This is a genomic window from Myxococcus sp. AM011 (assembly GCF_013372595.1).
Taxonomy (GTDB): domain Bacteria; phylum Myxococcota; class Myxococcia; order Myxococcales; family Myxococcaceae; genus Myxococcus; species Myxococcus eversor.
In genome coordinates this window covers 1-22,744 of record NZ_JABXEM010000197.1, presented here as the reverse complement: position 1 = coordinate 22,744, position 22,744 = coordinate 1, and the positions used below count along the sequence as shown (strand labels likewise).

At 67.0% G+C, this 22,744-nt stretch carries 20 protein-coding genes; 14 read left to right on the top strand and 6 right to left on the bottom strand.

Annotated features, from left to right (window positions below; genetic code table 11):
• The 3 genes from HUW62_RS32970 to HUW62_RS32960 all read left to right on the top strand — a co-directional run.
• Nucleotides 1-418 (top strand): DUF4139 domain-containing protein (locus HUW62_RS32970; RefSeq protein ID WP_176436671.1); only part of this gene is annotated, 418 nt, incomplete at its 5' end.
• Nucleotides 418-1,980, top strand: coding sequence for a mucoidy inhibitor MuiA family protein (locus tag HUW62_RS32965; RefSeq protein ID WP_176436670.1), 1,563 nt, complete (start codon nucleotides 418-420; stop codon nucleotides 1,978-1,980). The genes HUW62_RS32970 and HUW62_RS32965, both read left to right, overlap by 1 nt.
• 12 nt (nucleotides 1,981-1,992) lie before the next feature.
• The gene (locus HUW62_RS32960) at nucleotides 1,993-2,706 is read left to right on the top strand and encodes a hypothetical protein (RefSeq protein ID WP_176436669.1); all 714 of its coding nucleotides are present in this window, start codon (nucleotides 1,993-1,995) and stop codon (nucleotides 2,704-2,706) included.
• Nucleotide 2,707: 1 nt separating this feature from the next.
• Here the strand turns inward: HUW62_RS32960 and HUW62_RS32955 are convergent, their stop codons facing one another.
• Nucleotides 2,708-4,936 carry a transporter substrate-binding domain-containing protein gene (locus HUW62_RS32955; protein ID WP_176436668.1) on the bottom strand — a complete coding sequence of 743 codons (2,229 nt, stop codon included), beginning with the start codon at nucleotides 4,934-4,936 and terminating at the stop codon, nucleotides 2,708-2,710.
• Between the two features lie 178 nt (nucleotides 4,937-5,114).
• Here HUW62_RS32955 and HUW62_RS32950 point away from each other — a divergent pair, with 178 nt between their 5' ends.
• A complete protein-coding gene (locus HUW62_RS32950; protein WP_176436667.1) occupies nucleotides 5,115-5,708 on the top strand; it encodes an HD family hydrolase in 594 nt (197 codons plus the stop codon).
• Between the two features lie 16 nt (nucleotides 5,709-5,724).
• Here HUW62_RS32950 and HUW62_RS32945 read toward each other — a convergent pair whose 3' ends face one another.
• Nucleotides 5,725-6,573, bottom strand: coding sequence for an MBL fold metallo-hydrolase (locus HUW62_RS32945; RefSeq protein ID WP_176436666.1), 849 nt, complete (start codon nucleotides 6,571-6,573; stop codon nucleotides 5,725-5,727).
• A 96-nt stretch (nucleotides 6,574-6,669) separates the two neighbouring features.
• Between HUW62_RS32945 and HUW62_RS32940 the strand changes: the two genes are divergently transcribed.
• The 4 genes from HUW62_RS32940 (at nucleotide 6,670) to HUW62_RS32925 (ending at nucleotide 10,217) form a co-directional block, all read left to right on the top strand.
• Nucleotides 6,670-7,485, top strand: coding sequence for a hypothetical protein (locus HUW62_RS32940; RefSeq protein ID WP_176436665.1), 816 nt, complete (start codon nucleotides 6,670-6,672; stop codon nucleotides 7,483-7,485).
• Complete coding sequence (locus HUW62_RS32935; RefSeq protein WP_163870488.1) at nucleotides 7,482-8,390, top strand: DUF3396 domain-containing protein; 909 nt, start codon at nucleotides 7,482-7,484, stop codon at nucleotides 8,388-8,390. The genes HUW62_RS32940 and HUW62_RS32935 overlap by 4 nt, the downstream gene beginning before the upstream one ends.
• A 109-nt stretch (nucleotides 8,391-8,499) precedes the next feature.
• Nucleotides 8,500-9,312: a hypothetical protein gene (locus HUW62_RS32930; RefSeq protein ID WP_176436664.1), complete on the top strand. Its 813-nt coding sequence runs from the start codon at nucleotides 8,500-8,502 to the stop codon at nucleotides 9,310-9,312.
• A gap of 47 nt (nucleotides 9,313-9,359) precedes the next feature.
• Nucleotides 9,360-10,217 (top strand): DUF3396 domain-containing protein, encoded by an 858-nt coding sequence (locus HUW62_RS32925; protein ID WP_368670526.1) that lies wholly within the window; start codon nucleotides 9,360-9,362, stop codon nucleotides 10,215-10,217.
• A gap of 12 nt (nucleotides 10,218-10,229) precedes the next feature.
• Here HUW62_RS32925 and HUW62_RS32920 read toward each other — a convergent pair whose 3' ends face one another.
• Both HUW62_RS32920 and def read right to left on the bottom strand, forming a co-directional pair.
• Nucleotides 10,230-10,871, bottom strand: a complete 642-nt coding sequence (locus tag HUW62_RS32920) for a glutathione S-transferase N-terminal domain-containing protein (protein ID WP_176436663.1) — start codon at nucleotides 10,869-10,871, stop codon at nucleotides 10,230-10,232.
• A gap of 15 nt (nucleotides 10,872-10,886) precedes the next feature.
• Nucleotides 10,887-11,498, bottom strand: coding sequence for a peptide deformylase (gene def, locus HUW62_RS32915; protein WP_163870484.1), 612 nt, complete (start codon nucleotides 11,496-11,498; stop codon nucleotides 10,887-10,889).
• Nucleotides 11,499-12,349: 851 nt separating this feature from the next.
• Between def and HUW62_RS32910 the strand changes: the two genes are divergently transcribed.
• The 5 genes from HUW62_RS32910 (at nucleotide 12,350) to HUW62_RS32890 (ending at nucleotide 16,749) form a co-directional block, all read left to right on the top strand.
• Nucleotides 12,350-13,120: a cell envelope integrity protein TolA gene (locus HUW62_RS32910; RefSeq protein WP_255203775.1), complete on the top strand. Its 771-nt coding sequence runs from the start codon at nucleotides 12,350-12,352 to the stop codon at nucleotides 13,118-13,120.
• A gap of 52 nt (nucleotides 13,121-13,172) precedes the next feature.
• A complete protein-coding gene (locus tag HUW62_RS32905) occupies nucleotides 13,173-13,673 on the top strand; it encodes a hypothetical protein (protein ID WP_163870483.1) in 501 nt (166 codons plus the stop codon).
• 214 nt (nucleotides 13,674-13,887) lie between these two features.
• A complete protein-coding gene (locus HUW62_RS32900; protein ID WP_163870482.1) occupies nucleotides 13,888-15,183 on the top strand; it encodes an RNA polymerase sigma factor in 1,296 nt (431 codons plus the stop codon).
• An 85-nt stretch (nucleotides 15,184-15,268) separates the two neighbouring features.
• Complete coding sequence (locus HUW62_RS32895) at nucleotides 15,269-16,189, top strand: viperin family antiviral radical SAM protein (RefSeq protein ID WP_205522847.1); 921 nt, start codon at nucleotides 15,269-15,271, stop codon at nucleotides 16,187-16,189.
• Nucleotides 16,186-16,749, top strand: coding sequence for a hypothetical protein (locus HUW62_RS32890; protein ID WP_176436662.1), 564 nt, complete (start codon nucleotides 16,186-16,188; stop codon nucleotides 16,747-16,749). Before HUW62_RS32895 ends, HUW62_RS32890 begins: the two co-directional genes overlap by 4 nt.
• Nucleotides 16,750-16,817: 68 nt before the next feature.
• On the opposite strand, the gene HUW62_RS32885 is transcribed toward HUW62_RS32890, so the two are convergent.
• A complete protein-coding gene (locus HUW62_RS32885) occupies nucleotides 16,818-17,975 on the bottom strand; it encodes a fatty acid desaturase (RefSeq protein ID WP_176436661.1) in 1,158 nt (385 codons plus the stop codon).
• 260 nt (nucleotides 17,976-18,235) lie between these two features.
• On the opposite strand from HUW62_RS32885, the gene HUW62_RS49145 reads away from it, so the two are divergent.
• A complete protein-coding gene (locus tag HUW62_RS49145) occupies nucleotides 18,236-19,153 on the top strand; it encodes an SDR family NAD(P)-dependent oxidoreductase (RefSeq protein ID WP_368670525.1) in 918 nt (305 codons plus the stop codon).
• Nucleotides 19,154-19,256: 103 nt separating this feature from the next.
• On the opposite strand, the gene carB is transcribed toward HUW62_RS49145, so the two are convergent.
• On the bottom strand, nucleotides 19,257-22,511 hold the full coding sequence (gene carB, locus HUW62_RS32875) for a carbamoyl-phosphate synthase large subunit (protein WP_176436659.1): 3,255 nt from the start codon (nucleotides 22,509-22,511) through the stop codon (nucleotides 19,257-19,259).
• Nucleotides 22,512-22,744 lie beyond the last annotated feature (233 nt).

Below are 22,744 nucleotides of genomic sequence, written 5' to 3'. Positions count from 1 at the left end.
GCCCACCATGCCCCCGGGCTCCACCCAGCGACTGGGCCTGGGCGTGGAGGAGTCCATCAAGATCGCGCGCAACACGCGCTTCGACGAAGCCACCGGCGGCATCTTCGGTGGATCGACGATGCTGACCCACCACGTCTCGGTGGAGCTGGCCAACCGGATGTCCAACCGGATTCTCGTCGAGGTGTGCGAGCGCGTGCCCGCCGTCCCCTCGGGGTTCGAGAAGGACATCAAGGTGGAGGAGACGGAGGTCGCGCCGGTCTGGCAGAAACGCACGCCTTTGCCAGGAGAAGTCCCGGTCGAGGGCGAGCGCGCGTGGCGCGTGGTGCTCCAGCCGGGTGAAGCGCAGACGCTCAAGGCGACGTGGACCGTGAAGATTCCCGCCAGCAAGATGCTCGGCGGGGGAAACCGGAGGACCTGATGAGCACGCCCCTCACCCTGCCGGTCGTCAAAGTCACGGTCCTGGAAGATCGCGCGCTCGTCGAGCGCCGAGGTGAAGTCCCGCTGGTGCCCGGAGCCCAGCGCCTGGTCATCGCGGGGCTGTCCCCGCTGGCGGTGGACCGCTCGCTCCAGGCGAAGCTGGCCGGCGGCACCGTGTCCCAGGCGCGCGTCCGGCGCGCGAAGAAGCCCCAGCCTCCCGAAGCCCGGCGCGAGCACGCCACCGAGTTGGGGCGGCGCGTGGCAAATCTGGAGACACAGGAGCGGCAGGCTCGCGCGGACCGCGAGCGGCAGAGCACGCGGCACGGACTGCTCACCACCGCGCACGCGGACGTGTACCGCGCCATCTCCGAGCAGGCCGGTGGCGGCAACACCCGGGCCGAGGAATGGAAGCAGCAGCTCGACACCGTGCGCCGGGAGCTGGACGCCTCCGAAGAGGCCCTGCGCCTCGCGCTGCGGGACGAGCAGCGCCTGCACCAACAACTCGAGGAGGCCCGGCGCGCGCTGTCCGGGACGCAGCAGGCGGAGGCGAAGCTCGACGTCCATGCCGAGCTGGAGGTGGGCCACCCCGCGGGCGGCACGGCGCTGTTGTCCATCACCTACCTGGTGCCCTGCGCGGCCTGGCGCCCGGCCTACCGGGCGACGCTGGAGTCGTCCACCACCGGCACGGCGCCGACGGTGCAGTTGGAGTGCGAGGCCGTGGTGTGGCAGCGCACGGAGGAGGACTGGAAGGACGTGGAGCTGGCGTTCTCCACCGCGCGCCCCACGCTGGGGGCCACGCCGCCCCGGCTGGAGACGGACTGGCTCTTCCTGCGGGACAAGACGGAGCGCGAGAAGCAGGTCGTGGAGGTGGCCATCCGCGAGGAGGTCATCCAGACGACGGGCGAAGGCGCGGCGGCGAAGCGTGATGACGGTCTGCCGGGCATGGACGACGGCGGCGAGGCGTTGACGCTCGCGGCGGCCCATCGCACCACGGTGCCTTCGGACGGTGAGCCGCACCGCGTGCCCATGTTCCACTTCACCGCGCCCGCGGCGTCCGAGCTGCTGGTGTGCCCGGAGCTGTCACCGCTGGCGCATCGCGTGGCCCGGTTCGACAACGTGGGCCCGGCGGTGCTGCTCGCGGGTCCCGTGGACCTGGTGCGGGCGAGTGGCTATGTGGGCCGCTCGCAGCTGCGCTTCACGGGCAAGGGCGAGCGCGTGCGGCTGGGTTTCGGCAGCGAGGACTCGCTCCGGGTGGCTCGGCAGACGGACCTCCAGGAGGAGACGGGCCGCCTGACGGGACGCAAGGTGAAGACGCACCACGTGAAGATGTTCCTCTCCAACATGAGTGCCCACCCCGCGGCGGTGGCGCTGGAGGAGCGGATTCCCGTGTCCGAGGTGGAGTCGGTGGAGGTGACGCTCCTGAAGGACTCCACGAAGCCCGCGCCCACGCGCGTCAGTTCAGAAGGCATCGCCCGCTTCGAGCTGACGGCGCCGCCGCGTTCCCAGCAGGAGCTGACCCTGGTCTATACGGTGAGCAGCGCCTCGAAGGTCGCGGGGCTGTAGAGGAGGCTCGTCATGCGCACGCTGTTCGGCATCGGAATGTTGCTCACCCTGGGCCCGGCCTTCGTGGCCGGGGCCTCCGTTCCGCCGGAGCCCGCCGATTCAGGCATGGCGCAGCGGCCCCCACAGCTCTCGGTGGAGTTCGGGGGCTCGTGGGGGCGGATGCAGCACCCGACGGCCTACATGCTCGACTGGCGGAACGAGACGAGCACGCTGGGTTCTCGCGCCAGCGCGACGCGCCTGTCGGGTGGGTTGCACTTCAACATGGTGAGGAGCTCGGGCCGGAGCGACTGGTGGTGGACCAACGGCGTGGACTGGCACCTGACGGGGGATGACCTGCAGATCCTCTCGGTGAGGCCGGGGTTCGAGAAGCGCTTCGCGCTGACGGGCAAGTTGCTGCTGGGCCTCAACCTCTTCGGCGCCGCGTCCGAGGTCAGCCTCGCGTCTGGACGGATGTTCGCGACGGTGCCCCCCGACGGTGCGACGAATCCGGACCCTGGCTCGGCGTTCTTTCAGCGGCGCGTCCGGAAATGGCTCTTCGGCGGAGGCGGCTCGGCGGCGCTCCACTACCAGCTCAGCCGCTGGGTCCACACCCGAGTCAACGTGGGCTACACGCAGTACGTGAAGCAGGCGCAGAGCTTCGGCATGGTGGAGGACTCAGCCCCCGACACGTTCTCCGTGTCCCTCAGTGGCCCCTGGGCCGCCGCGTACGTGGGCGTCGACCTCTGAGTCAGTGCTGCACGACGGCGACGTAGTTGCCGTAGCGCGTCTGGATTTCGGAGACGTACTTCACGGGCTCGGAGCCCCGGCAGTAGCCGTGTCGCGCGCGGCGGTAGTGCTGGGGCTTCTCCAAGAGGAGCATCGCCTTCTCCACGTTGCCGAACCAGCGGTTGGGGTCCAGCCCCTGCTCCTGCGCCAGCCGCCGCGCGTCCAGCACATGGCCGAGCCCCGCGTTGTAGGAGGCCAGCGCGAAGCGCAGTCGTTGCTTGAAGGGAATCTCCGGGGCGATGCGGCCAATGAGCTGGTGCATGTACTTCACCCCGGCGTGGATGCCCTGCTCCGGGTCCTCCAGCTTGCGAAAGCCCAGCTCCTTGCCCGTGCCGGGCATCACCTGGAAGAGGCCCTGCGCGCCGACCCAGCTCTGTGCCCGTGGGTCGAACCGGCTCTCCTGGAACATCTGCGCCACCATCAGCCGCCAGTCCAGGCCGTAGCGCTGCGAGTAGGATTGCACCAGCACGTCATAGGGCGAGATGGCACCGGTGAGCGCCGCCGCTTCCGTCGTCGCGGGCGCCTCGCTCCGGTGGCCCTCGAAGTAGCGACGGCGGGCCAGGTTGTACTCGGTGCCCCGGTAGGTCTTCTTCACGAAGCCGTCGAGGAAGGCTAGCAACTTCACGTTCCGCGGGCGCACGGCGAAGGCGATGCCGTACTGGCCCTCTGGTCCCACGCGAGGGCCCTCCCCTGGCAGCGTCAACGCGGCCTCCACGTCATCGCGGTACACGCGCTCGGCGGCGAGGATGTGGCTGTCCGTCACGGTGTAGGGAATCTCTCCGCGCGCCACCTGGTCGATGAGGGTCTCCGCGTCCTGGTCCTCGGGCGCCTCCACGACGGTGAAGCCGTGCACCGTCGACGCGGCCGTGAGCGTGGCGAAGTGGCTGGACGAGCGCCGGACATGGACCACAGCGCCCTTCAAGTCCGTCACGGAGGCGGGCTTCGGTGCGCCCACGCGCTGCACGATGACTTCATCCACGAAGAGATAGGGGCGACTGAAGGCCACCTCGCGCTGCCGCTCCGCCGTGACGGTGAACGCGGCGGCAATCACATCGCCCCTGCCCTCCTTCAGCCAGGTGAGGAGCTCGTCGTACGAAGGAGGCACCACCACCTCCAGGCGCACCTTGAGTGCCTCGGCGGCGAGCTTGGCCATCGCGTAGTCGAAGCCGGCCTGTTCGCCTCGGTGCAGGTAGTAGGTGACGGGACTGTTGCGCGTGAGGACACGCAGCACGCCCCGCTTGCGGATGGCGTCGAGGTCCCCCGTGAACAGTTGCTCCCGGTGGTCGGTGAGTGCGCGCTCCACGAGGAAGGCATCCAGGGCGCCACGCAGCGCGGGGTTCTCGGGTCGCACGGCCCAGGCGAGGGCGCGCTTCTCCGCGATGGGGAAGAGCGCCTCCACGTCCGGGTTGTAGGTCTGGATTGCGGCGAGCAGGTGACTGTCCACGACGGTGAGCGGGACTTCTCCTCGGGACACCTTCCACGCCAGCTCCTCGGAGTCGATGCTCTCGGGCACGGGCTCGATGGTGAGGCCGGGGGCCTTCTCCTTCGCGAGCGCGGCGAGAGATGTGGCGAAGGTGGAGCTGGCGCGCACGTGCACGGTACGCGCCGAGAGTTCCTCCGGCTTGCGTGGCAGCCCTGCCGAGCCCCGCTTGCCCACGACGACTTCGCTCACCAGGGCCAGGGGACGGGTGAAGGCCAGCTCGGTGGAGCGCTCGGGTGTCACCGTCAGGTCCGCGGCGATGACGTCTCCGTGCCCTTCTCGCAGTGCGGGGATGAGCTGGTCGAAGCGCTCCACGGCGACGAACTCGGCGGTCAGCGAGTGCTGCGCGGCGAAGCGCTCCAGCATCGCGCGGTCCTGCGAGCGGGGCGTGCCCTGACGCGGCAGGAAGTCTTCATCGGTGCCTTCCACGAGGATGCGGAGGACGCCGCGCTTGCGCAGCGCGGGGAGGTCTCCGGTGAAGGGAGGCTCGGGAGGCTTCGTGGGCTCGGCGGCGACCTGAGCCACCTCGGCGGGGAGCGGCAGGGCCTGCTCGGGGAAGGGAGGGTCCTCTGGCTCCACGGCGGCGACAGGTGGGGGCGGCGCTGGCGGCGGAGTGGGCAGCTCCTGCTTGCACGCGAGGACACTCACGAACAGCGCGGCGACGAGCACACCTCGCGACACACCTTGGGACTGACGAGCCGAAGACTTCATGGGTGCTTCCCCCTCCTCCGGACCGTGCCCGACGTCGCGGACCTGGCCCCTCGCCCTCCGTCTAGCCGAGGTGAGGGGTGAAATCACGCGCCCCTCCGAAATGCGCACCGGGAGGCACCGCGGCCCCACCTGGAGTACGGGAGTCCGAGGGGCGCCTGGGTGTAGCGTGAAGGGAAGCATGAAGACGAAGAGCTCGCCGCCCATCGCCCTGCTCGGAGGGCGCAAGACGCTCCCGCTCATCGAGACGTACTTCGAGCTGAACCACCTGAAGCAGCTCTTCCGCCAGGGGTGGCTGCGGGTGGGGATTGCACAGGAGCGGTGTGAGAGCGTGGCCGAGCACTCGCTGTTCGTCGCGCTGCTCTCGCTGTTCATCGTGGACAGTCACTTCCCGGAAGCGGACGCGGGACGGGCGATGCGCATCGCGCTGCTGCATGACCTGGGCGAGGCGTACGTGGGCGACCTCACGCCGCATGACGGGGTGGGACGCGAGGACAAGCACGCGATGGAGCGCCGCGCGATGGAGCAGCTCGTGGGCAAGCTGCCACGTGGCGCGGAGTACCTGGCGCTGTGGGACGAGTACGAGCAGGGAAGCTCGTTCGAGGGACAGCTGGTGCGCCAGGTGGACCGCTTGGAGATGGGCCTCCAGGCGTGTGTCTACGAGTACCAGGGTGCTGGAGATCTCTCTGAGTTCTTCGCGTCGGTGGCGAAGGCGCTGGAGGCCCCGGAGCTGCGCGCGGTGCTCGCGGAGCTGGAGGCGCTGAGGCCCGACTGAGTCGGTGGCGCGAGGTTCAGCCGAACCAGCGACCGGACTCGGGGGCGAAGACGTGGACGCGCTCGGCGAGCGTGGATGGGAGGCGCTCGCGAATCAAGGCGTGCACTTCCTGCGGACCGAGGGACTGGCTGAAGTGCATGAGGACGAGGGCTTCGTTGTGGAAGCGGTCGGCCTGCGCGATGAGCTCGTCGAGGTGGAGATGGGCGCGGTCTCTGGCGTCCTGCACGGGGCGCTTCGGGTCGACGAAGGTGGCTTCGAGGATGAGGACGCGTGAGTCGAACAGGGACGGCTCGGTCTCCAGCACGCGAGCGAGTGTGTCGGTCGCGTAGGCCAGCTCCAGGTGGTCGACCTCGATGAGGAGGTTCTCGCCGGCCCTGCGGCGCTGGGCGATCTCCTGGGGCGGCAGACCGAGGAACTCGGGGCGCAGCTTGGAGACGCGGCGGATGAACTGGTAGCCGAGCGAAGGGACGGGATGGTGCGTGCGGAAGGCGCGGACGTGAAGGCCCTGCCCGAGCGGCTGGATATCCCCGGGGAGCATGGGGACGGTCCGCACATCCATGTCCGTGTGATGGAGGCGGGTGAGCACGCCGAGGGCCTCGTGGACGGGGGCCTCGATTTCCGCGGGGAGGTAGACGGTGGGAGCGCCCTTCCCCAGGAGGCGACGGATGCCGAGCAACGAGCCGAGGCCGCTGGCGTGGTCGGGATGGGCGTGACTGAGGAAGATGCGGTCGGAGCCCGCGAAGGAGCGGATGGGGATACCCGCGTCGAGCACCACGTCCAATTCGGGGACCTGGAGGGAGGTGTAGACGCCGCCGACGGAGATGCCTCGGACGGTATAGGGGCCTGCCTGGACCTCGGTGAGCATCGCCGTGTTTATGGCGTGACTGGGGCCCTGGTCGCAACCCACCGTGGGGTACGAGTGCCAGCTGCATGCATGATGCGCGTGGAACGAGGACTCCGGATGGAACGAGACTGGCGGCGCCTGTGGGTGACGGGATGGGCGATGTTCCTCGCTGCCTGCGCGGGGACACCGGAGCGCGCATCGACGGGGCGCTACGCGTTCGATTCGGCGTCCAATAGTTGCCGACACAGGCCGGAGCTGTGCGTACGCGCCGCAGGGGAGGAAGCCGTCATCCCTCCTGTCCGGCCGATTCAAGCCATGGTGTCCGCTACTCGGACCGCAGTTGCTGCGCTTCGGGTTCTGGACTCCGCCACCCAGGCGATCATCGAGGAGCGCCTCAAGGAGTGCGCCGACCAGGCTCGCTCCTCCGTGCTGATCGACAAATGGGCTGGTCGAAGCCCCACGCCTGTGGAATGCAGCGCTATCGTGACGGATGCCAGCTCAGGGCGCCGACTCACACTCGCCATGCACCTCGGATGTCTCATGCACCGAGCAGCCCTGGTCTGTACCCACGAAGCCCTTGAAGAACTCAGACCCGGGCGATTCAGCCTGGAGCAACGCTTTCGGTTCGATGGCGATACGGGCATCCTCCAGCAGATCAGTGAAGGGGATGCACGACTCCTCCTGCGCCTTGGCTGTGGGGAGGAACTGAAGGGTACGCTGGTCCCTGATGTGATCATCCATGAGGGAGATCCGCTGGTGGCCTCGGCCGTCTACGACTTCAAGTTTCCGTGCGTCAACACCGACCGCGCTCCTTCATGGAGGCGGTACGAGGAAGGGCCTCATCAAGGACTCGATCAACAGTTGCTCTATGAACGCGCCCTGGGCACTCGCGTGGTCCGGCGCGTCGTCCCGCGAATTGGAGTCGTCCGGTGACTGAGCACTACCCACGGATTCGCCAGCAGGCCGCGAACGGTGCGCTACTGCTCCGCGAGAGCCTGAGCGTCTGCCTCTACATTCCAGGTGGGCACTTGGACCTCCGTCAGCGGGTGCTTCTTGCAATGAAGCACTTCGTCGAGGCTGTCGGTCCCGAGGCACTCGGGCTGTACGCATCTTCAGAGGGTGAATGGTGCCCTCTCGATTCCGCCGGGTGGGACCATGTCCGAGCGGGGCTTCTGCAAGCCAGTTGCCCCATGATTCAACTGAGGAGCCAATCGCCCGAGGACGGTTACGGTTTCGACTTCCTCGGCAAGCCTGAGGCGCCGACACCTTTCACGCGTTCGCAGGACGCCATGAGCGCGATTCGGTTCTTGCTACCGACTGAATTCCTCGATGCGCATGGGCCCGAGTCAATGCGAAAGCTCGCTTTGGACCTGGCGACAAACCTGCCCTTCTCTTCCGGACACGCAGGACTCGCTTTCGATGGTGAGTTCGACGTCGTGGGTGTTGCTCCCGAGGTCCGGGCCCTCTGCTTTCGCTATCCAGGCCTGGACCTGCTCTCACTGAATCATGTCTCCTGGGATATCGGCCTCCGCGTGCGAGGACCCGCATGGCTCACCTTCCTCGGACAGCCGGCACTCGCGGGGCTCGGCGGCGTATCAGCACTCCGAGAACAACTCCGTGCCCCAGGCACCACCGCCGAGGCCTTGCCCGGAGATCGCGCCGTCATCACCCTGGGCCCTTGGCCCGAAGCCGGTGACACCCTCCTAGGCGACGCCCTCCCATCCTACCGCGAGCTGGCCCGCGTCCTGGAACCGTGGCTCTTTCGCGAGCAACACCCCTATATCGAGGTCCTCTCCGAGGACGAACTGCTTCGCTGGGAGCGCCGCTTCCTCGATTGAGGCACGAAGGGTGACCATTTCACTCGACACGCAAACTCCAATATTTGAGACCCAGAGTGGGACCTGGATTCCATCCGCGACACCATGGCGAGAAGAACGAGGGTCGAGGATGGAGCGAATCTGGCGTCGGCTGTGGGTGACGGGATGGACGGTGTTCCTCGCGGCCTGCGCGGGGACACCGGAGCGTGCGTCGACGGGGCGCTATGCGTTCGACTCGGCGTCCAATAGTTGCCGACACAGGCCGGAGCTGTGCGTACGCGCCGCAGGGGAGGAAGCCGTCATCCCTCCTGTCCGGCCGATTCAAGCCATGGTGTCCGCTACTCGGACCGCAGTTGCTGCGCTTCGGGTTCTGGACTCCGCCACCCAGGCGATCATCGAGGAGCGCCTCAAGGAGTGCGCCGACCAGGCTCGCTCCTCCGTGCTGATCGAACACCTGGGTGGACGGGTACCGACCCGTGGAGAGTGCAATGAGTCGCGCATCGATGACGCGTCCAACCGCAGGATGACCCTGGCGATGCAGCTCGGGTGCCTCATGCATCGCGTGGCACTCGACTGTAGTGAAGCGGCCCTTGAGAAAATCATCCCTGGGGGCTTCAGCCGCGAGCAGCGCTACCGTTACGACAGTTCGCGAGGAACTCTCTCAATGGTCAGCGAGGAAGAGACCCGAGGCCTCCTCAAGTCGGGCTGTGGCGAGGAGCTGAAAGGAACACTGGTTCCCGATCTCGTCATCCACAATGGAAATCCGCTTGACGCCCACGTCATCTACGACTTCAAGTTTCCATGCATCGCAACGGACGTGACACCATGGCGCAAGTACCCGGCGGGCCATGCCTACGGAGGCATGACCCAGAAGGCGATCTATCGGGAAGCGCTTGGTGCTCCTGCGTTACGAGTCCTTCCACAATGGGGAGTCCTGCCATGAGCGATCACTACCCTCGGATTCGCCTCACGTATGGCGAGCTCCTTCTGGTGCGCGAAGGGTTGAGCTTCGTATTCTTCATGGACCGCCCTCACCAGGAAGTCGCTCAAGCGGTCGTCACGGCAATGGAGACGTATCTGCACGCAGTCGGTCCTGGCGCCATCGGAAGGTATGCCAGCGAGGATGGCGAATGGATCGACCTGACAGAACAGGAGCGGTCGGGCATCCGCGCGGAGCTTCTCGAACAAAAATCGCCGCTACTCCTGCTGCACGATGCTGAAGACTCTCGCTATCAGTATCGGTTTGAGTATTTCGGCAAAGCGCACGATGCAGCGATATCCCCCAAACGACGAGACCCTGTCTGCGCGGTGCGCTGCTGGCTTCCGACAGAATACCTGGAGCAGCACGGCCCCACCGAGGTGCGTGAACTGGCACTCAAGATCGCGAGCCTCCTGCCATTCTGCTCGGGGCACGTAGGCCTCGCCTTCAATGGCGAACTGGACGTCGTCGGGATGATGGCCGAGGTCCGCAAGGTGTGCTTTCGCTACCCAGGGTTGGACCTCCTCGAACTGGAGCACGTCTCCTGGGAGATTGGCACCCGCGTGCGAGGACCCGCATGGCTCACCTTCCTCGGACAGCCGGCACTCGCGGGCCTCGGCGGTGTGTCAGCACTCCGAGAGAAGCTCCACTCTCCAGGCACCACCGTCGAGGCCCTTCCTGGAGACAGCGCCGTCATCACCCTGGGCTCCTGGCCCGAGGCCGGTGACACCGTGAGCGGCAACACCCTGCCCTCCTACCGCGAGCTGGCCCGCGTCCTGGAGCCCGTGCTCTTTCGCGAACAGCATGCCTACAGCCTCGGACTCTCCGAGGAGGAATTGCTTCGCTGGGAGCGTCGCTTCCTCGATTGAGGCACGCCGAACTCACGTGTCGAAACGGAAGGTCGTCTCCATGGCGGAGGCTCGCGTCTCGAACTTCTGGCAGAACGCGTTGAGCTCCTCGTAGGAGGTCATCGGGAGGACCTCCCGGAACTCCAGGTGCCTCACGAGGCAGAAGAGCGTGACCTCCAGGAAGCTCAGGTCCCGATTCGACGGAAGCGTGGCGAGCACCGTCGTCGCGTTCTGCTCCAGCCACGCCATCATGTTGGTCAGCCCCGTTCGCATCTTCGACTGATGGGCACTCTCTGCCGTGCCCCCCAGCTTGGACATGATCAACGTCACCTCCGTCGACATGGCCTGAAGGACGAGTTCCTGCGCATTCGCGAGCACCGGCGCCTCCAGTTCCTCGGGCCAGACCACGTGGGGCGTGAGGCTCGACATGCGGCGGAGTTCGCGACAGACGTTGAGCGCCCCGAACCAGACACCTCGGGGCGTCTGCAGGACTGGAATCCGCAGTGCGGGGTTGCCACCGTAGTCCTCTGGATTCGAGGACAGGAGGTCTCGCAGGACGCGGAAGGAGTAGTCGACGCGCAGCTCCGCGGCGAAGATCCGCGCGATGCGGGTGAAGTGAGAACTCGAGCGACCCACGATGACAGGCGTGGTGACGTCTTCGCGTGCGACAGACATTGCGTGTTCCTCCGTTCAGGTCGACGACGTGCCACGCACCGGCAACCCGAGGACAGCCCGCACCTCGGCGGTGGTACGCCCCGCCCAATACCGACGGTGGTTCTCCGCCGTCGCGAAGCTGCGCGTCTCCATCCGGTCCACGTAGAGCGTCCCGTCCAGGTGGTCCAGCTCATGCTGGAGAATGCGCGCGTACCACCCCGTCGCCCGAATCGTCACCGGATTGCCCTGCTCGTCCAGGGCGTCCACCCGCACACCGCGCGCCCGAGCCACGAGCGCCGCGAAGCCCGTGACACTCAAGCAGCCCTCATGGAACTCGGCGGGCGTCGCGTCCTCCACCGTCAGCTTCGGATTGATGAGCACGTGGAACGGAACCGGCGTCCGCTCCCTCGCCGACAAGTCCTCGGGCGACACCCCTGCCTGGTATTCGGCCCGGTCCTCGATGACCACCAACCGCAGGCCCACTCCCACCTGTGGCGCCGCGAGCCCCACGCCCGGCGCGTCCCGCATCGTGTCGCGCATCAACACGATGAGCCGCTGAATCTCGGGACCGCCAATCTCCTCCGGCGTCAGGTCTCGCGCCTTCTGCCGAAGCACGGGTTCTCCTGCCTGGACGATCTTGAGCACCATGCCGCAAGCGTATCAGGGCCCCTCGCGCCAACGCCGCGCGAAAGAGCAACCTGTCGCCCATCAACCCACCGCATTCCCAGGCACCCAAGGCGCCCCGCGTCACGCATCGAAGCGTTCTGCACCGCACGCCTTTCGCCAGACTTGGAGGAAGGCGGAGGCAATCCCGCGGCCTCCCTTTCGTAGGGGCTCACGACCTCGGGTTGGAAGACAGGTAGACTTTCGAGGCCAGAGGGCCGGCTCTGGAGTCATCCACCGCGGCATGGGTGGGCCTTCCACGCGTTCGTGGAGTCGCAATGCGGCGGTTTCGACGCTTCGGGTGGGCCGCGCTGGCCTCACTCGCCATCCATGCGGCCCTTCTCGTCCTGCTCTGGGACGGGACGCCGGCGGTGCGTCCGCGACCTGCGCTCCCTCGACCCGCCCCCTTGTTCGTGGAGGTCGTCACTTCGCCACGGTCCGAACCTTCCTCGGCCCCACGGCCCACGACACAGCCACCGCCTCCCACACCACCGCAGCGGCCCTCCGTTCCGCTGGCGAGGCCGCCTCCTCCTCGACGAACCGAACCAGCCCCGCGAGTGCCGGCGGCCCAGCCCCCTACGGAACCCGCGACCCCGCCCGCGCCAGACGCCGTGGCCTCGACTGCACCCACGGAGCCCGACCCGCGACACGCGGACACTCCCATGGGCCTGCTCGCGGGGGAGGCCACGCCACTCGGGCCTCGCCAACCGCGAGACCACCTCTTCCCCCTGCCCTCCGCGCTCACTCCCCGAGGAGACTCCCGGCCTTCTGGCCTCCCCATCCAGAGCGGACGCACGCTGCGCCCAGGAGACGTGGGCCCATCCCAGGAAGCCCTCATGGCCGAGGAGCGCGGTCGCGTCGGGGAACGCGTGCAAGGCGTCATCGACGACCAGAAGGCCAGCCTGCGCGTGGCCAATGGGTTGATCGACCCGTACTTCAGCCGGCTGCGCGAGGCGCTCGAGAAGGGCCTCGAGAACGCGCCGGTGTTCCCAGGCACGAGCCTGCTCAATCAGGTCAAGACGTCCTGGGCCGCGCAGTCGAAGAACTACGGCGCCACGGGCAGCCCGGGAGGCCCCATCCCCAATGCGCCCACCGGCTCCGAGCAACTCCAAGCCCTCCAGAACCGCTCGGGCGACGGCTCCGGCGACTACTCCATGAATCAGTTGAGGGGTCGCGTCCAGGCGGGCGACGAGTTGCAGAAGCTCGCGGGCGGTGGAGGGGCGAAGCTCATCGTCACCTTGGAGTTGCACCAGGACACGGATGGCACGCTGCGCGACGCGAAGCTCGTGACGTTGAGCGGCAATCCAGCATACGACGCCTTTGTGCTGAACGCCGTGCCGTCCTCGCTCGCGAAGCTCGGCGCACCCCCTGATGGGGCGCGAGGCGTGCAGGCCACGGGCATCCACACGCTCTGGTCCGTGGAGGGGCGCGTCGTCTACTTCCGCAAGCTCAAGGAGCTCAAGGGGCAGGACAGCCTCTACGTCGCGACGGCGGTGGCCGCGGGAATGCTCGCGGGCCGCTTCGAGGAGACCACGGGCGAAATCGAGGTCGTCGACTTCCGCAACCCGCGCTTCGTCTGTCAGCCCAGGCTCCTGAGGGTCTACTGACCCACCGGCCCCCCATTGGCTCGGCTCGGGTTGGGGGGCTAGGCTGGCCGCCATGGCTCGCCGCAAGAAGGCCGATGAGATGGCCGCTCGCGTCCGCAATCTGATTGCAATGGACGCCGCCGGCATCATGCGCCGGCTGGAAGCTCGACGTGACGAGATGTTCGCCCTCTTCTCGCGCCTGCGCAGTCGAGAGCCGTTGCTCGACACCATCGCCTCGCGCTACGCCGACGGCGCGTTCGAGAACCTCATCCACCTGCCGGAGCAGGAACAGGCCGTGGTGGACCGGTACTACAGCAACCTGGACGAGCTGCGCTGGTACTTCACCTACACCGAGGACATGCCCGGCACCGCGCAGGTGAACTTCATCAAGCTGCACAAGCGGCTGGAGGAGGCCTACCGGGTGCTCGTGGTGACGCTCGGCCCGCCCGCTTCCGCCGATGGCGCCCGGGTGGTGGACGTCGAGGTCCTCAGCCGTGAGGACAAGGAGAGCGTGCCGGAGAAGACCCTGGTGCGCCGCACGCTGCCCAGGCAGCGCCGCGCGTCACCTGGCTGAAAGCTCCACGCCTGGGGCCCATCCGGCGGCAAGCGCCGTTACGTAGTCCCGCGCCCAAAGCAGGGGGGCATCCATCGTAGCGACACCCGTCCACCCAACGCAGGACCGGGTCTCCACGAAATAGAACCAAGCGAACTGGCCGTCCCGAGTTGGCGGATTCCCCTTCACCAGACAAGCCCGTACGATGCCGGGCAGGTCTGAGAAGGAAGGCCGCATGGCAAAGGTGGGGGAGCCAGGACCGCAGCCACGGCGTACCTCGGGTTGGCAACTGGCGCTGGTCGCGCTGGCTCTTGCCATCTTCGCGACCAACGTCCTCGTGCCCGGCGCCATCGTTGGCATTGGATTCACGGGCCTCATGGGGCTCACGGGCGCAGCCACGGTCCTGCAACGGATGGGTGCGCTCACCTCAGGCGTGTTCGAAGGCGCGGCCCAGTTGTCCGTCATCTTCCTCTCGATGGCCTTGATTGCATTCACGGCCGTCACCGCCTGGAATGGATACCAGCGGATGACGGGGCAAGCCGGTCGTCCTCGCTTGCTGCTCCGGTGGCCCTGGCTCCTGCTGGGACTGCTTCTGTTCCTCGCGTGCCAGTGGACCCTTCCAGACGGAAACGAACGCAGCGCCCTGCCCGTGCTGCCTGGCGCGTTGGTCATCGCATTCTCCGTCTGGGCTGTCCTCTCCATCAGCGTGCTGCTCATTCGGATGAGCGTGGGAGTCCTTCGTCTCTCCTGGCGCCTCGCGAAGGCCTCGCCATTCGGCGCCGGAGTGCTGACCCTGGGGGCGCTCGCGGCGACGGCCTTGGTGCTGGTCGTGGTTCCTCTCGCCAAAGCCCTCGCGTCCAGTTCCCGAACCATCGCGAACGCCCAGCCCGCGCCCTGCGACTCGGCCTCCTGGGAATGCTCGAGACAGGCGCTCCTGGGCGCGGGAGCCCGCAGGACCGGCGCGCTCCCAGCCACCTACAACAGCCCAGGCGAAGTATCCGTTGCCCACCTGGGGGCCCTGGGGGCCGCGCCCTCGAGCAACATGCACGCCTGTCTGGAAACGCAATTCCAGCAACAGGAGATGATGGCCAAGGCCCATCGAATCGCGCGGAGCATCGTCACGAACAGCGCCGACGCGGAGGACCTCGTCCAGGCCATCCTCTTGAACATCTGCATGAGGAGGGAGCCGCCCCTGGATTTCGAGCCCTACTTCCTCCGCGCGGTCGACTACGGGGCGCGGAGACGGTTCAGCCAGGTGAGCAAGGCCTGCGCACTGGAGTCACTGCCCGAGCCCGCCTGCAACATCCGACCGGACGACCAGTATGTGGAGTTGGAGTCACATCACGCGCTGCGGGCGGCACTGTGTGCCCTCCCGGGGGAACAGCAGGAGGTCCTCCGCATGCGCTACTTCGAAGGAATGGACGAGGCCGAGCTGGGTCGCAAACTGGAAATCCAGCCCGCGGCGGCGCGCAAACGCGTCCAGCGCGCCCGGGACCAATTAAGGACCGAATTTCTCCAGAGATGTCAGTAGTTTACGATTTTGGGTCACACTTAATTCGGTGAAGGAAGTGGAGCACCAGATGACCCGCCCAACGCGGGCGGCATCTGGAGGCTTCATGGACCCGCAGACTTCCGCAACACAGTCCCTCGCGCTGACGGCCGCCCCCAAGGCGATGCCGCCGACCGTCAACTTCCACCTGTGGCAGCCGTGCAACATGCGTTGCAGGTTCTGCTTCGCCACCTTCGAGGACGTCCGCAGGGACGTGGTTCCCAAGGGACATCTCCCAGAGGACGCCGCGCTGCGAGTGGTGGAGTTGTTGGCCAGCCGCTTCGAGAAGATCACCTTCGCGGGAGGCGAGCCGTTGCTCTGCCGCTGGTTGCCAGAGCTCGCGGCCACCGCCAAGGCACGAGGCGCGACCACGAATCTGGTGACGAACGGCAGCAAATTGGACGCCGCCACCGTTGAACGCCTGCGGGGTGTCGTCGACTGGGTGACGCTGAGCATCGACAGCGTGTCGCCCGACACTCATGCAGCCATGGGGCGCGCCGTCGATAGGAAGGCGCTGACGCCCGCAGAGTACCAGTTGATCGCCGAACGAGTCCGTGGCGCGGGAATGCGCCTCAAGGTCAACACGGTCGTCACGAACCTGAACGCGGGCGAAGACCAGGTGGCCTTCCTCCGAAAGCTGAAGCCCGAGCGCTGGAAGCTGTTGCGTGTGCTCAGCGTCGCGGGACAGAACTCGGGCAAGGTGGAGGAACTTCGCTGCGACCTCGAGGACTTCAACGCCTTCGTCGACCGTCACCGCTCACTGGAGCACGACGGCATCTTCCTGGTCCCGGAAGACAACGAGGACATGCGTGGCAGCTACGCGATGGTCGACCCCGCGGGTCGCTTCTTCGACAACGTCGACGGCGGACATCACTACAGCGAGCCCATCCTCCATCGAGGACTCGACGCCGCATGGGCTCAGGTTCGCTTCTACCCAGAGCGCTTCGAGGGCCGGAACGGCGCCTATGACTTCCGAGGTGAGTCATGAGCACGCCTCCCAGCATCATCTGCCTCTCGGGTGTCTCCGGATCGGGCAAGGACACATTGGGTGGTTTTCTCGCGACGAAGCATGGCTACGAGCGAGTGGCCCTCGCGGACCCGATCAAGTGGACGTTGATGGGCCTGCTCCAGCTCGACCCCGCACAGCTTTGGGGTGAGCGGCGCAATGAAGTCGACCCTCGGTTCGGGAGGATGCCTCGGGAGCTTTATCAACGATTCGGACAGGCCTGCGTGGAGCTGGACTCCGAAGTCTGGCTGCGCCCCTTCCGGCTTCGAGTCGAAGCCATCCTGCGTTCAGGAGGACGTGTCGTCTGCACCGACTTGCGGACCCAGGCGGAATGGCGGATGGCACGAGAGCTGGGCGCCTCCATCTGGCTCATCGAGCGCCCAGGGGCTGGAGCTCCTGGGGCGTTGGCTCGACACAGCACCGAGATGGAACTCAAGGAGCGAGATCGATCCTCGTTCGACGTTGTCCTGAGGAACGACTCCTCCCCCGGGGCTCTGTACGACACCGTGCTCCACATCCTCGAGGGCGCCAGCCGTCCCTGAGCTGAAGCCAGGAAGGCCAGGGCGTCGAATCCCACGGGAGTCGACGCCCCTCACGAGCAACAGCCCGTTCAAGCCACGTGGGCCTGGAGCTCCGCCTCGGCGGCCACGGGCGCTTCCGAGCGCTCACGGGGCGCGAGCTTCCGCATGGACCGCTTCCCCACCACCACGTCGACCATCTTCCGCACGCGCGTCCAGACGCTCTCCTGCACGTAGGGGACGCCGTACTTCTCGCACAGGGCGCGGACCTTCGGCTGGACCTCGCGGTACTTGAGCATCGGCAGGTCGGGCCAGATGTGGTGTTCAATCTGATAGTTCAGCCAGAGGTGCGCGAAGTCGTTCAGGTCTCCACCCGTCCGGTAGTTCGCGCTGCCAATGACCTGCTGGATGTAACGCTCGCCCTTGTTCGCGGGCTTGTCGTCGAAGCGGTACAGGTCCTCGCCCGTGTGGTTGGGACCCACGACGAGGAAGGTGTGGACGCTCGTGAGCACGTCCGCCATCAACGAGTTGCAGAACGCGCTGAACGCCGCCCACGGGCCGATGACGAGGAACAGCGCGGGGAAGAGCACGAACTGCACGGCGGCGTACGGCAGGTAGCATTGGAGGAGCAGCTCCTTCCACTCGGCCCCCGTGAGGGCTCCACCGTCACGGCGGCCCTTGCGGCGCACGGCGCTCAGCGTCTCGGGCGCGTAGTACGAGGCGCGCCAGGTGAGCGCCAGCAGCGTGAGCTGGAGGTAGCGCAGCGCGAGCGGCCGGGACGGGTTGCGCAGCGTGCCTTCCGCGTTGCGCTCCAGGAGGTCCGGGTCCGCGTCTTCGCCGGTGTGCGAGTGGTGCAGGACGTTGTGCTCGAAGACCCACGCCTCGGGCAGCATCCAGTCGAGCCAGTCGAGGTAGCGCCGGCCACCCTTGGCGAAGCCCTTGCCCGTCCGTGACGCGGGCAGGCCCGGGACACGGTCATAGCCCCGGTGTCCCACATGGTGCATCAGGAGCCAGCGCGTCGAGCGGCCCAGGCTGAGCGCGGCGGCACTGAAGGGGTTGGGGGCCAGCCAGCAGGTGGCGATGCCCAGCAGCGTGGCTACACGGCCCCAGCGCTCGATTTTACGAAGGTGCTTCGCGTCCGCTTCCCCCAGGTTCGCGTCGATCTCCTGCCGCAACGCCTTCAGCTCTCGATGGAAACCCTCCACGTCCACGGACGCGGGGTTGAAGGCGGGGGGCAAGGACGACGACATGCGGCGGGCTCCTCGGACGAGGCGTCGGACGGGGGACGGAGCAACGCGTCAACGGTAGCCGCCAGAGGGTACATCGGGAAGCGTTTCCGACCACGCCGCTGAGGCCTGTACCTACCGTGTGGGGCCCGGCCCCACGGCCAGAAGGCTGGAGTCCTCGGGTCCCAGCGCAATCCCTTGCCCTGGAGAATCAAGCCACGATGCAGTGCCAATGCCGACCTTGACGCCAGACATTGTAGAGGCCTGGCGTTTGGGAATCAGGGGTGCGCCCCGTTAGCGTCCGCGTTCCGTACCACTCCGCTTATTCCTCTCACGGGTCGCGAATCTCGACTTCCAGCCTAGACTGGAAGTTCAACAACCAGGCAGGGGACAACGTGAAGCTCATATCGAACAGCGCGATCGTAACCGGAGCCGCACAGGGCATTGGCCGAGGCATCGCCGAGCGCTTGATGCGAGATGGAGCCAATGTTCTCCTCTTTGGTCGGACTGGCGCGAAGGTGGAGGAAACCGCCAGGGAGCTCAATCGCATTCTCGAGGGCCGTGCGCGAGCCGTGCCCTTCGAGGGTGACGTGAGCCGGGCGGAGGATGTCGCCCGGGGAATCGACGTCGCCACGCGCGAGTTGGGCTTGCCGGGGATTCTGGTGAACAACGCCGGGACTGCGACGCTGGCTCCATTGCTCGAGCTCCCTGACGAAGACTTCGACCAGGTGATTGCCACCAACCTGAGGGGGCCCTTCCTCTTCATGAAGGCTTTCGGGCGGGTGCTCGTCCAGGCTCAGAAGCCCGGGGTGATGGTCAACATCTCCTCCCTGAACCAGATCGCGGTAACGGATGGCCTGGCGCACTACTGCGCCTCCAAGGCCGGACTCGCCAACCTCTCGAAGGTCGCCGCGTCGGAGCTCGGGCGTCATGGAATCCGGGTGAACGTGGTGGCGCCTGGAGTCATTCGCACGCCACTGGCGGAAAGCGTGGGGCTCATCGAGGTCATGGGACAGGAGTTCCTCGCCCGGACACCGTTGGGCAAGGCCTGCGGCATGCCGGCGGACGTCGCGGGCGTCGTCTCCTTCCTGTGCGGCGAGGATGCCGCCTGGATTACCGGGGAGACCCTCTGCGTCGATGGTGGCAATCACATCCGTGGCCTGCACAGCTATTGGGACATGATGAACCGCGCCGCGAAGTAGCGTTGACCACCGCGTGTCCTCGTCAAGCTGACACGGGCCCAAACGCAAACGGCCCCGCTCCCACTCAGGGAACGGGGCCGTTCGGAACATCCCGAAGCGCGTCCTACCGCCGGGGCTTGCCCGGCACCGTGCTGGTGATGCCCAGGTACTCCTGCAGCGGCTTCACCTCCAGGTCCGTGCGCTTGAGCGCCTCCAGCGCGCCCACCGCCATGCGCGCCGCCTGCACCGTCGTGTAGTACGGCACCGAGTGCATCAACGCCTCACGACGAATGGAGAAGCTGTCGGAGATCTCCTGCTTGCCGAAGGTCGTGTTGATGACCAACACAATCTCCCCATCGACAATCTTGTCGACGATGTTCGGCCGGCCCTCCTTCACCTTCTGCACCACCTGCGCGTCGATTCCCTTCGTCGCCAGGTACTTGTGCGTCCCCGCCGTCACGATGAGCGAGAACCCCATGGACCTCAGCCGCCGCGCCAGGTCCACCACCGCCGGCTTGTCGTCATCCTTCACCGAGATGAAGACCTTGCCGCTCTTCGGCAGCTTCACCCCCGCCGCCAGTTGGCTCTTGGCGAAGGCCGACGCGTAGTCCTGCGCCAGGCCCATCACCTCGCCCGTCGACTTCATCTCCGGCCCGAGAATCACGTCCACGCCCGCGAAGCGCGCGAAGGGGAACACGCTCTCCTTCACCGCGACGTGCTTCATCTCCGGCTCCGACGTCGCGTTGAGCTCCTTCAGCGTCTTGCCCACCATGCACAGCGCGGCGATCTTCGCCATCGCCACACCCGTGGCCTTCGAGATGAACGGCACCGTGCGGCTCGCACGCGGGTTCACTTCCAGGATGTAGATGGTCTTCCCCTGGATGGCGAACTGCACATTCATCAGGCCCACCACGCCCAACTCCCGCGCGAGCGCAATCGCCTGGTCCTTCATCCGCTCCACCAGGTCCGGCGGCAGCGAGTGCGGCGGCAGCGTCGCCGCGGCATCACCCGAGTGCACACCCGCCTCCTGGATGTGCTCCAGCACCCCACCAATCATCACCGCGCCCGTCCGGTCCGCGACCAGGTCCAGGTCCACCTCAATCGCGTCCTTCAGGAAGCGATCGATCAACACCGGGTGCTCAGGCGACGCGCTCACCGCCTCGCGCATGTACCGCTCCAGGCTGGACGCGTCGTACACCGTCTCCATCGCGCGCCCACCCAGCACGTACGAGGGACGCACCATCACCGGATAGCCGATGCGCTCGGCCACCTTGAACGCCTCCGCGTGGCTGCGCGCCACCCCGTTCTCCGGCTGCGTCAGCCCCAGCTTTTCAATCAGCTTGCTGAACCGCTCGCGGTCCTCCGCCCGGTCGATGGCGTCCGGCGACGTGCCCAGAATCGGCAGACCCGCCTTCTCCAGCGGCACCGAAATGCGCAGCGGCGTCTGGCCGCCGAACTGGACAATCGCGCCCACCGGCTTCTCGCGCTGAGACACCTCCAGCACGTCTTCAATCGTCAGCGGCTCGAAGTAGAGCCGGTCCGACGTGTCGTAGTCCGTGGACACCGTCTCCGGGTTGCAGTTGACCATCACCGTCTCGTACCCGGCCTCGCGCAGCGCGAAGGCCGCGTGCACGCACGCGTAGTCGAACTCGATGCCCTGGCCGATTCGGATGGGCCCGCTGCCCAGGATGAGCACCTTCTGGCGGTCCGTCGGCGGCGCCTCGTCCTCTTCCTCGTAGGTCGAGTACAGGTACGGCGTGAAGGCCTCGAACTCCGCGGCGCACGTGTCCACCCGCTTGAACACGGGACGGATGTTGCGCGCGTGCCGGTGCGCCCGCACCTCCTCCTCCGGATACCCGAGCAGCTTGCCCAGGTAGCTGTCGGAGAAGCCGTGCGCCTTCGCCTGCCGGAGCACCTCGTCCGGAAGCTGGTCCAACCGGCCGTACTCCTGGATGGACTGGCCCTCGCGCACCAACATCTCGATGTAGCGCAGGAACCACGGGTCGATGTGCGACAGCGCGTGCACGTCGTCCACCGTCAGGCCCTCGCGGAACGCGTGGGCCACGAACCAGGGCCGCTCGGGGCGCGGAATCCGCAGCGCCTCGCGCAGCACCTTCTCGCGCTCCTCCTTCTCCGCGGGCAGCTCGGGCGGCTCCAGCCCCACACGCCCCAACTCCATGGAGCGCAGCGCCTTCATGTACGCCTCGGGGAAGGTGCGGCCAATGGCCATCACCTCGCCCACCGAGCGCATGCTCGTGGTCAGCGTCCGGTCCGCGTGCGGGAACTTCTCGAAGTTGAAGCGCGGAATCTTCACCACCACGTAGTCCAGCGTCGGCTCGAACGAGGCCGGCGTGTCACGGGTGATGTCGTTGCGCAGCTCGTCCAGCGTGTAGCCCAGCGCCAGCTTCGCGGCGATCTTCGCGATGGGATACCCCGTCGCCTTCGACGCCAGCGCGCTGGAGCGCGACACGCGCGGGTTCATCTCGATGACCACCATGCGGCCATCTTTCGGGTGGATGCCGAACTGGATGTTCGAGCCACCCGTGTCGACGCCAATCTCCCGGATGATGGCCAGCGACGCCTGCCGCATCCGCTGGTACTCGCGGTCCGTCAGCGTCTGCGCCGGCGCCACCGTGATCGAGTCACCCGTGTGAACCCCCATGGGGTCCAGGTTCTCAATCGAGCAGACGATGATGACGTTGTCCGCCGTGTCGCGGACCACCTCCAGCTCGTACTCCTTCCAGCCGAGCACGCTCTCCTCCACGAGGATGGTGGAGTTGGGGCTCGCCTTCAGGCCCGAGCGGCAGATGCTCTCGAACTCGTCGCGGTTGTACGCGATGCCACCGCCGGTGCCGCCGAGCGTGAACGAGGGGCGGATGATGGACGGGAAGCCAATCTCCTCCACCAGCGCCATCGCCTCCGCCAGCGTCGTCGCGTAGCCGCTCTTCGGCAGCGCCACGCCAATCTTCTGCATGGCCGCCTTGAAGAGCTTCCGGTCCTCGGCCTTGTTGATGGCCTCCAGCGAGGCACCAATCAAGCGCACCCCGTACTTCTCCAGGATGCCCTGCTCGGCCAGGGCCTTGGCCAGGTTCAGCGCCGTCTGCCCTCCCATCGTCGGCAGTAGCGAGTCCGGCCGCTCGGCGGCGATGATTCGCTCCGCCGCGTCCACGGTGATGGGCTCGATGTAGGTGCGAAAGGCGAATTCTGGGTCCGTCATCACCGTGGCGGGGTTGCTGTTGAGCAGCACCACCTCCACGCCTTCATCCCGGAGAGCCTTGATGGCTTGAGTACCGGAGTAGTCGAACTCGACGGCCTGGCCGATGACAATCGGGCCCGAGCCAATCACCAGAACCTTGCGGATATCGGTACGCTTAGGCATCGGGGCGCCCCAATACCAACGTCTGACTCCGCATGCACGGATGTTATGTGGCACGTGACGTCCGGACGCCCGGACGCCCGGTTCTCCCAGCCGACTCCCAGACGCCCGGTGCCCAGGCTCTGCTACGCTCCGCCCGTCCTCGGAGGTCGCATGCGTCGCTGGTCCCTGGCCCTCATCCTCTCCCTCTCCGCCCCCGCGCTCGCCCAGGCGCCGGAGACGCCCGAGCCCGCCGC

Coding starts and splice junctions, on each gene's coding strand:
- HUW62_RS32965 (WP_176436670.1), top strand. CDS start 418: ATGAGCACGCCCCTCACCCTGCCGGTCGTCAAAGTCACGGTCCTGGAA.
- HUW62_RS32960 (WP_176436669.1), top strand. CDS start 1,993: ATGCGCACGCTGTTCGGCATCGGAATGTTGCTCACCCTGGGCCCGGCC.
- HUW62_RS32955 (WP_176436668.1), bottom strand. CDS start 4,936: ATGAAGTCTTCGGCTCGTCAGTCCCAAGGTGTGTCGCGAGGTGTGCTC.
- HUW62_RS32950 (WP_176436667.1), top strand. CDS start 5,115: ATGAAGACGAAGAGCTCGCCGCCCATCGCCCTGCTCGGAGGGCGCAAG.
- HUW62_RS32945 (WP_176436666.1), bottom strand. CDS start 6,573: ATGCTCACCGAGGTCCAGGCAGGCCCCTATACCGTCCGAGGCATCTCC.
- HUW62_RS32940 (WP_176436665.1), top strand. CDS start 6,670: ATGGAACGAGACTGGCGGCGCCTGTGGGTGACGGGATGGGCGATGTTC.
- HUW62_RS32930 (WP_176436664.1), top strand. CDS start 8,500: ATGGAGCGAATCTGGCGTCGGCTGTGGGTGACGGGATGGACGGTGTTC.
- HUW62_RS32920 (WP_176436663.1), bottom strand. CDS start 10,871: ATGTCTGTCGCACGCGAAGACGTCACCACGCCTGTCATCGTGGGTCGC.
- def (WP_163870484.1), bottom strand. CDS start 11,498: ATGGTGCTCAAGATCGTCCAGGCAGGAGAACCCGTGCTTCGGCAGAAG.
- HUW62_RS32910 (WP_255203775.1), top strand. CDS start 12,350: ATGGCCGAGGAGCGCGGTCGCGTCGGGGAACGCGTGCAAGGCGTCATC.
- HUW62_RS32905 (WP_163870483.1), top strand. CDS start 13,173: ATGGCTCGCCGCAAGAAGGCCGATGAGATGGCCGCTCGCGTCCGCAAT.
- HUW62_RS32900 (WP_163870482.1), top strand. CDS start 13,888: ATGGCAAAGGTGGGGGAGCCAGGACCGCAGCCACGGCGTACCTCGGGT.
- HUW62_RS32895 (WP_205522847.1), top strand. CDS start 15,269: ATGGACCCGCAGACTTCCGCAACACAGTCCCTCGCGCTGACGGCCGCC.
- HUW62_RS32890 (WP_176436662.1), top strand. CDS start 16,186: ATGAGCACGCCTCCCAGCATCATCTGCCTCTCGGGTGTCTCCGGATCG.
- HUW62_RS32885 (WP_176436661.1), bottom strand. CDS start 17,975: ATGTCGTCGTCCTTGCCCCCCGCCTTCAACCCCGCGTCCGTGGACGTG.
- carB (WP_176436659.1), bottom strand. CDS start 22,511: ATGCCTAAGCGTACCGATATCCGCAAGGTTCTGGTGATTGGCTCGGGC.